At 35.2% G+C, this 10,014-nt stretch carries 2 protein-coding genes; both read left to right on the top strand.

Annotated elements, in window-relative coordinates; translation table 11 throughout:
• On the top strand, positions 1–851 hold an 851-nt coding region (locus HMPREF3031_RS13570), incomplete at its 5' end, for an LPXTG cell wall anchor domain-containing protein (RefSeq protein ID WP_180364349.1).
• A gap of 471 nt (positions 852–1,322) precedes the next feature.
• Positions 1,323–10,014 (top strand): lectin-like domain-containing protein (locus HMPREF3031_RS11775; RefSeq protein WP_142351337.1); only part of this gene is annotated, 8,692 nt, incomplete at its 3' end.

Raw genomic sequence — 10,014 nt, forward strand, 5'->3', positions numbered from 1 at the left:
AACTTGAAAAAGCGAAAGCTATCAATCAGGCTGAGTTTACTCCTAATAGTGTTGAACCATTAGTTGACGCAATGGCAGTTGCACAAGGTATTATGAATAATCCGGAATCTGTAACTGTTGATCAAATCAAAGCAGCTACACAAGCGTTGAAAGATGCGCAAGCAGGTTTAGTTGCGAAAGCAGATAAAACAGAACTTGATAAATCAATTAATGATGCGGAACGTTTAACATTAGATCCGACTGATAAAGAAGATAAAGCCGTACAAGATGCGTTAGACAAAGCAAAAGCAGTACAAGCAGATGCTAATGCGACACAAACAGAAGTAGACGCTGCTAAAGATGCGTTGAACGAAGCAATCGAAGCTAAAGCAACTCAAGATAAAGCTGATGCATTAGCTGAATTACAAAATGCTTTAGATAAAGCACAATCAACAGATAAAACTAAATACACACCTGAATCAGTAGAAAAATTAGATGTATCAGTGAATACTGGTAAAGCGATTGTTGAAAATTCTAAAGAGGTATCAATCAAAGATATTCAAGAAACAACAAAAGCTATCGAAGATGCATTAAAAGCTTTAGAAGTTATTAAAGCTCCTAAAATTGAAAAAGAAACTGATAAAGTTAAATCAACATCAGGTAAATCAGTTGAAAGAACATCTGATAAAGCAGTTAAGAAATCAGAAGGTTCAAAAGCACAAACTAAAGCAAATAAAGCCAAAGTATTACCAAACACAGGTCAAGAAACTCCAGCAGATTCTAAATATGCTACATTAATGTTAGCAATTGGTGGTTTAATGGCATTGTTCGGCAGACGTAAAAAAGAAGATAAAGATAATACAGAAAAATAATCAAATCAACTTTTGAGCACTAAACAGTAAAAGATTTGAGAAAGTATTCACCCCTAGTTGGAATAATCTCCAGCTAGGGGTGTTTGCTTTTTATTAAGTTTTGAAGAATGCATCAATATGAATTATTTATATGACAAGGCTACATTGATTTTATGTACTTTTAACAGATTTATGTTTCTGTCTATTAAGTTCTCATTACATAATTGTAAAAATGAAATTAAAAAACTGAGTTAAAATATATGGTTTAGAACCTTAAATGTGAGAGGAATGGTCGGTTTTGATAACAGAGGTATGTATTCACGCCTGTGTTTTCAACAATCTATATGAATTTTGCATTGTTTTCCCAAATAAAAAAGAATGAATTTAATGATATTTTACTACTAAAACATAAAATTTATATCATATACAATTGGGCAATACAATATTATAATAAAGATGTAGTAGAAATATACTAGTATCGGAGGACATCATATGAAAAAATTGGACTTTTTGCCTAACTTAAGAAATAGATACTCTATTAGAAGATTTACTGTAGGCACAGCATCTATTCTAATTGGATCTCTATTATTCTTAGGTCATAGCGGCGAAGCCAAAGCAGCAGAGAATATAAACGATAACAATACAGTTGTAGAGGCTTCTAATGATAGTAGTACGACACAACAAGCACCTGAGGAAAATAACAAAACGTCACTTGAAAAAACAGTTGATGCTACACAACAGCAAACTGATAATAAAGCACAAACGCAAAATGCATTAGAAGAAGTTAAAAAACAAGCTACTACAGAGATTACTTCACTTAAAAATTTAAACAAAGAAGAAGTTGACAGTTATACTCTAGAAGTACAACAAGCAGACTCAGAATCAACTGTCCACGCTATAGTTGAAAAAGCTAAAGCAGCAGCACAAGCAGTTGAACAAAAAGAAGAGTCAATTCAAACGCAAAAAACTGAAAATTCAAAAGAATCAACAGAAACAACTGTTGAAAAAACAAAAGAAACACCTTCTACTGAAGCTGAACCAGTGAAAGCAGAAGCAACTGTTGAGAAAGAATCAGAACCTGTTGTTGAAAACAAGGAAGAAGCTCCTGAATCAGTAGTTACTCCTGCAACTGAGCCAGCAGTAGAAAAAGCGGTTGAAACAGTAACTGAAACATCTGTATTGTCTCCAGAACAAAAAGTAGAAAAAGTAAAAGCAGACTTGAGTAATGACTATGACAGTGCCAAAGTGGATGCAGTTCTAGCAGTTATTGATACTACGGACTTAACACCAGAACAATTAAAATCAGAAGTATTAAGACTCTTACTTGAAGAAGCATCAGCTCAAAAAGACTTATTTAGCCCTCAAGCAACTTTACCAAGAACAGGTGAAGAAGCTTCAGGTTATTCAACAAGAGCATTTGATCTTGAAGAAGCTGCAAGCCAAGAAATTGTTGTAACTAAAGAAAATTTTGGTGAATATTTTAAAACATTAAATGATGCAACTTATGATTCTCAAAGCGGTGTTGTAACATTAACGACTAATGAAGCGAACAAAAGTGGAGCTATGTCTTTAGATTTTAAACTAAATTTAACTAAAGATTTCAGTTTTTCTGGAGCGGTTAATCTTGGTGATAAATATGAAGCTCATCCAAAAGATGGAGTAACTGGTGGAGAAGGTCTAGCAATTACATTCAACCCAGGTAAGACCTATACCCTTGGGTTAACAGGGCAAGGGTTTGGTATTGGTGGCGAATCATCTAGTTTTGGTTTTAAATTAGATACATTTGTTAACAAGGCTAATGATGATAAAAGCAAAGCATTTTCGGATACTATTCAATTTGAGAATAAAGGTGCTTTTGGCGCATTTATTTACACTACAGAAACAGGTCTAGTTAATACTGTAATAATAAATCCAAATGCTTCAGGAAATGCGGCTTTATTAAAAGAACAACCAAACAATCAATTAGTACCTTTTAAATTTAATTATAATGGTACAACTAAAGTGATGACAATTACGTATGGTACGCAAACATGGACTCAAAACATTCAAGACTATATTAACTATTCACGTAAAGATTCATTTGCTTTTTCAATTGTAGCTTCAACTACAGATCATTATAATTTACAACAAATCAAATTAGATGAGTTCAGATTTACAGCTTCAGCTGTATTAGATGAATACTTTATTGATGACGATACAGAAGAAGCAATTGATAAACCTCTTCGTACTGCGGGAGATGTTAACGAAAAAATCACATTAAAAGATCACGCTGAATATTTAGCTGAGAAAGGTTATGAATTTGGGACCGAAAAAGTCAGAGATGAAGCTCATGCAATTGGTTACGACGAAGGTGCTGGAACTGTCACTTTAGAAAATGATGCACAACAACTTGTGTATACAGTCGTTGATATTCAAAATCCTACAATCGCAGAGGTTACAGATGTTACTACAAATGTTTCAGAAGCTATTACACCAATCACTTTGGATATTACGGATAATAGTGGACACTTTGACACAATAGCAGTTACAGGTTTACCAACTGGTTTATCATTTAATGAAACAACAAAACAAATTACAGGTACTCCAACAACACCTGGAGATGCAACTGTTGAAGTAACAGCAACAGATATGGCTGGAAATACAACTACTAAAACATTTAAAATTTCTGTAGCAGGAGCTCAAGCACCTACAATCACACCAATCAATGCACAAACAGGCGAAGCTTATACACCAATTACTCCAATCGCTGTAAATGTTGAAGGGGATTTAAATCCAGCCCCAACTGTAGCAGTAACGGGTCTACCAGCAGGTTTATCGTTTGATGCGGCAACAAAACAAATTACAGGTACGCCAACAGCTGAAGGAACATTTAATGTTACAGTTACAGCAACACAAGAAGCGAGTGAACCAGCTACTTCAACATTTAATATTACTGTTCAGCCTAATGCTGCACTTAAAGATTTGAAAGCAGCAGTAGCAGATGCAGCCACTGTAAATAAAGATAGCTATACACCAAACAGTGTTGAAGCTTATGAAGCAAAAGTAACAGCGGGCGACACATTAGCTGGTCAACCTGAAAATGGTTCAAATGCACAATTTGCCGATGCATCAAAAGCTATTAAAGATGCTAAAAATGCATTAGTTCCAAGAGCAGATAAAGCAGCATTGAATCAATCTATTACAACAGCAGAAGCTCTTCAACCATTAGAGGCTGGAGATCCTGAAGATGATGCGCTTAAAACAGCATTAGAAACTGCTAAAACTGTTCAAGGTGATTTAAATATCGATCAACCTGCAGTTAATAAAGCGAAAACTGATTTAGATAATGCGATAGCAGCTAAAAATTTACAAGATGAATTGGATAAAGAAGATGCTTTAGATGAATTAAGAAAAACATTAGAGTATGTTGAAACTATTGACCCAGCTCAATTTACAACAAGTAGTAAAAAAGCGTTTACTGAAGCTTTGACAAATGCTAAAACTATTTTAGGTTCACCAGGTTCTAAAACAATTGCTGAGATTAAAGCAGCTACAAATGCATTAGAGGATGCACAAAATGTATTAGTTCCTCAAGCAGATAAAACAGCACTTAAAACAGCAATTAACACAGCTAATGGTTATAACAATCTAAATCCAAATAATCCTGTAGATAAAGCATTACAAGATAAATTAGCAGCAGCAAATGCGGTTAATACAAATGGTGATGCAACAGCTGATCAAGTTAAAACAGCTACAGATGATTTGAATACTGCGATTACAGCTAAAAAAGCTCAAGATGATCAAATCGCTAAAGATGCAGCTGCAAAAAAAGCAGCTCTTGATGCATTAAATGATGAATTGAATAAAGTTAAAGCTTTAGACCAAACAACATATACACCAAATACAGTGACATCATTAACTGAAAAACAAACAGCAGCCCAAGCCATTGCTGATGCACCGGATACTAAAACAACTGAAGAAATCAATGCCGCAACAAAAGCATTGAAAGACGCTCAAAATGCTTTAGTTCCAAAAGCTAATAAAGACGATTTAAATAATTCAGTTAAAACAGCTGAAGCATTACCATTAAATCCAGCTGATACTGAAGATAAAGCAGTTCAAGATGCATTAGATAAAGCGAAAACAGTTCAAGCTGATGACAACGCAACACAAGATGCGGTTAATACAGCTCAAACTGATTTAGATAACACTGTTGCAGCTAAAAAAGCTCAAGATGCTAAAGATGCAGCCGCAAAACAAGCAGCCCTCGATGCATTAAATGATGAATTGAATAAAGTTAAAGCTTTAGACCAAACAACATATACACCAAATACAGTGACATCATTAACTGAAAAACAAACAGCAGCCCAAGCCATTGCTGATGCACCGGACACTAAAACAACTGAAGAAATCAATGCAGCAACAAAAGCATTGAAAGATGCCAAAGATGCTTTAGTTCCAAAAGCAGACAAAACTGATTTACAAAAAGCACTTGATACTGCAAAAGCTATTACTGGTTTAGAACCAACTGATAAAGAAGATAAAGCAGTCCAAGATGCTATTGATGCTGCACAAACAGTCAACAAAGATGACAATGCAACACCACAACAAGTAGCAGATGCAACAAAAGCCATCAATGATGCTGTTGCTACAAAAGCGCATCAAGATGCTTTAGATCAATTGAATAAAGCATTAGAAGATGCTGCCAAAGTAGATAAAACAGATTATACTGCTGATTCTGTTAAACCATTTGATACAGCAGTAAAAGCGGGTAAAACAGCAGCTGGCGATAACACATCAACAGTTGAAGCATTGAATAATGCGACTAAAGCTGTGAAAGATGCTACTGCACAACTTGTACCAGATAAATCAAAATTAGATACAGCAATTACTGAAGCGAAAGCTTTAGAACCTTTAACTGATTCTAATACAGATCAATTATTGAAAAATGTTTTAAATGCAGCTGAAACTGTTAAAAATAATCCAAATGCGACACCTGAAGAAATTAAAACAGCAACTTGGAATCTTGAAGATGAAATCAATAACAAAAAAGCAGCAGACGCGATTGAAGCTTTAAAATCAGCTGTAAATAAAGCTGAGCAACTTAATGAAGCAAAATATACACCAAATACGTATGAACCGTTAAAAACTGCAATTACTGAAGGACAAAAAATCATCAACAACCCACCATCTGCTGATACACCAGCAACACTTGCGAAAGCAAAACAAATTGAAGAATTAGTGAATGCTTTGAAAGAAAGAGCAGATAAAACTGAACTTGGCAATGCTTTAGATAAAGCAATTGCATATGGTGATTTAAATCCTAATGATGCAGAAGACAAAGCATTACAAGATGCAGTTACTGCAGGTCAAAAAGTAAATGGTGACGGTAATGCGACTACTGAAGAAGTTGCTAACGCAGTTAAAACAATCAATGATGCGATTGCCGCAAAAGAACGTCAAGATGCTGTAGACGAATTAACTAAAGCTATCAATGACGCAAAAACAGTCAATAAAGATGACTACAAACCAAATACAGTAACACCATTCGAAACAGCAGTCACAGCTGGTGAAACTGCGAAAGATGACGCAACTAAAACAGTTGAAGAAATCAAAGCAGCTACAAAAGCCATCACTGATGCTAAAAATGCACTAGATAAAAAAGCGGATAAAACAGAATTGAACACATCTGTTACAACAGCTGAAAAATTAGGTGCATTTGATACTAAAGATGCTGAAGATAAAGCAGTCCAAGACGCTTTAGACAAAGCAAAAACAGTTCAAGCTGATCAAAATGCAACACAAGAAGCAGTGAATACAGCTAAAACTGAATTGGATAATGCAGTCAATGCTAAGAAAGATCAAGACGCGAAAGATGCACAAGCTAAACAAGAAGCTTTAGATGCATTAAAAGCAGAACTTGATAAAGTGAAAGCAGTAGATAAAACTGTATATACTCCAAACACAGTCACAACATTAAATGAAAAAGAAACTGCTGGTAATGATATTGTTGCAGCACCTGAAGCTAAAACAACTGAAGAAATTAATCAAGCAACTCAAGCATTGAAAGATGCCCAAAATGCTCTTGTGAAAAAAGCAGATAAAACAGAATTACAAAAAGCACTTGATAAAGCGAATACTTTCACTGATTTAGCAGCAACAGATAAAGAAGATAAAGCGGTTCAAGATGCTGTAGAAGCAGGTAATACTGTTAAAGCTGATGACAATGCAACAGTTGAACAAGTTGAAAAAGCTACAAAAGCAATCAACGATGCAGTTGCCGCAAAAGAACGTCAAGATGCTTTAGATGAATTGAATAAAGCCATCACAGACGCAAAAACAGTCAACAAAGATGACTATAAACCAAATACAGTAACACCATTTGAAACAGCAGTCACAGCTGGTGAAACTGCGAAAGATGACGCAACTAAAACAGTTGAAGAATTAAAAGCAGCTACAAAAGCTATCACTAATGCTAAAAATGCATTAGATAAAAAAGCAGACAAAACAGAGTTGGACACATCTGTGACAACAGCTGAAAATATAGGTGCGCTTGATACAAATGATAAAGAAGATAAAGCAGTCCAAGATGCTTTAGATAAAGCAAAAACAGTTCAAGCTGACGACAATGCGAGTCAAGAAGCTGTAAATACAGCTAAAACTGAACTTGATCAAGCCGTTGCAGCTAAGAAAACTCAAGACGAACTTGACGCACTTAAAAAAGCAGCGCTTGATGAATTGAAAGCAGAACTTTCAAAAGTCGGTAAATTAGTCTATAAAGACTACACACCAGACAGTGTGAAACCTTTAGCTGACAAAGAAGTTTTAGGCAACGCAATTGTTACAATTCCTGAACTTAAAACTACTGAAGAAATCAAAGCTGTCACACAAGAATTGAAAGATTTACAAAAAGCTTTAGTTCAAAAAGCAGATAAAACAGAACTTGTGAAAGCTCTTGAAAAAGCAAAAACTTTAGGTGACTTAGTCGCAACTGACAAAGAAGACAAAGCCGTTCAAGATGCAGTCACAGCTGGTAATACAGTCAATGAAGATGGCAATGCGACTACTGAACAAGTAGCAAATGCCACAAAAGCTATCAACGATGCAATTGCTGTGAAAGAACGTCAAGACGCTTTAGATGAATTACAAAAAGCAATTGACGATGCTAACACAGTTAAGAAAGATGACTACAAACCAAATACAGTGACACCGTTTGAAGCAGCAGTCACAGCGGGTGAAACTACGAAAGATGACGCAACTAAATCAGTTGAAGAAATCAAAGCAGCTACAAAAGCAATTACTGATGCTAAAAATGCATTAGATAAAAAAGCAGACAAAACAGAGTTGGACACATCTGTGACAACAGCTGAAAATATAGGTGCGCTTGATACAAATGATAAAGAAGATAAAGCTGTTCAAGACGCTTTAGACAAAGCGAAAACAGTACAAGTTGATCAAAATGCAACGCAAGAAGCAGTGAATACAGCTAAAACTGAATTAGATAATGCGTTAAATGCTAAAAAAGCACAAGATACTAAAGAAGCTGTTGAAAAACAAAATGCTTTAGATGCATTGAAAGCAGAGCTTGAAAAAGCAAAAACAGTTAATAAAGAACTTTACACTACAAACAGCGTAAAAGTTTTAACTGACTCTGAAACTGCAGGACAAAATGTGGTTGATAATGCAGCTAATAAAACAACTCAAGAAATTGAGGAAGCAACAAAAGCATTGAAAGATGCTCAAGCAAACTTAGTTTCAAAAGCAGATAAAACAGAACTTGTGAAAGCTCTTGAAAAAGCAAAAACTTTAGGTGACTTAGTCGCAACTGACAAAGAAGACAAAGCCGTTCAAGATGCAGTAACAGCAGGTGAAGCTGTTAATGAAGATCACAATGTAACACAAGAACAAGTTGCTAACGCAACAAAAGCAATTAACGATGCGATTGCTGCAAAAGAACGTCAAGATGCTTTAGATGCTTTAACAAAAGCTATTAAAGAAGCAAATTCAGTAGTTAAAGATGAATACAAACCAAACACAGTCACTCCATTAGAAGAAGCTGTTAAAGCTGGTGAAACAGCTCGTGCTGATGCTACTAAGACTGTTGAAGAGTTGAAACAAGCAGCACAAACAATTACTGATGCTCAAAATAAACTTGAACTTAAAGCAAATAAAGAAGAATTGAATAAAGTTGTTAAAACTACAGAAACTTTAGAGCTTAATCCAGCTGATAAAGAAGATAAAGCGGTTCAAGGTGCATTAAATACTGCTAAAGAAGTTCAAGCAGATCAAAACGCATCACAAGAAACAGTTGATAAAGTTAAAACTGATCTTGAAAATGCAGTAAAAGCTAAAACAACTCAAGATAAAGTAGACGCATTCAACAAAGCGCTTGATGCATTGAAAGCAGAACTTGAAAAAGTAAAAACTATCGACAAAGACTTCTACACTCCTAATAGTGTTAAACCAGTTACAGATGCTGAAACTGCAGGTCAAACTATTGTAAATAATTCTGCTGATAAAACAGTTGAAGAAATCAATAAAGCAACACAAGACTTGAAAGAAGCACAAAAACACTTAGTAGAAAAAGCTGACAAAGTTGAACTTGATAAAGTCATCGACACAGCAGAAAATACTGAATTGAACGTAAATGATAAAGAAGATAAAGCAGTCAAAGATGCTTTAGACAAAGCTATCAAAGTTCAAGAAGACTTGAATGCAACACAAGAAGAAGTCGACAAAGCTCAATCTGATTTAGCAAAAGCGCTTGAAAATAAAGCAGCTCAAGACAAAGCTGACCAAGAAAAAGTACAAGCGTTCAACAAAGCGTTAGAAGCGTTGAAAGCACAACTTGCAAGCTCAAGAACAGTGGTTAAAGATAACTTCACACCAAACAGCGTTGCTCCATTCCAAGAAGCACAAGCGGTGGCACAAGGTATCGTAAACAATCCAGAATCCGTAACAGTGGAACAAGTTGTCAAAGCAACAGAAGTCTTGAAATCAACACAATCAAGCTTAGTAACCAAAGCAGATAAATCAGAACTTGAAAAAGTAATTGAAACTGCTGAAGGATTAGACTTGAATGTAACTGATAAAGAAGACAAAGCTGTAAAAGAAGCATTAGATACAGCAGTAACTGTTGAAGCAGATCAAAACGCAACGCAAGAGTCTGTGAACAAAGCAACTTCTGAGTTAGAAAAAGCAATCG

It is taken from the genome of Staphylococcus sp. HMSC072B07, from assembly GCF_001815505.1.
Classification (GTDB): domain Bacteria; phylum Bacillota; class Bacilli; order Staphylococcales; family Staphylococcaceae; genus Staphylococcus; species Staphylococcus simulans.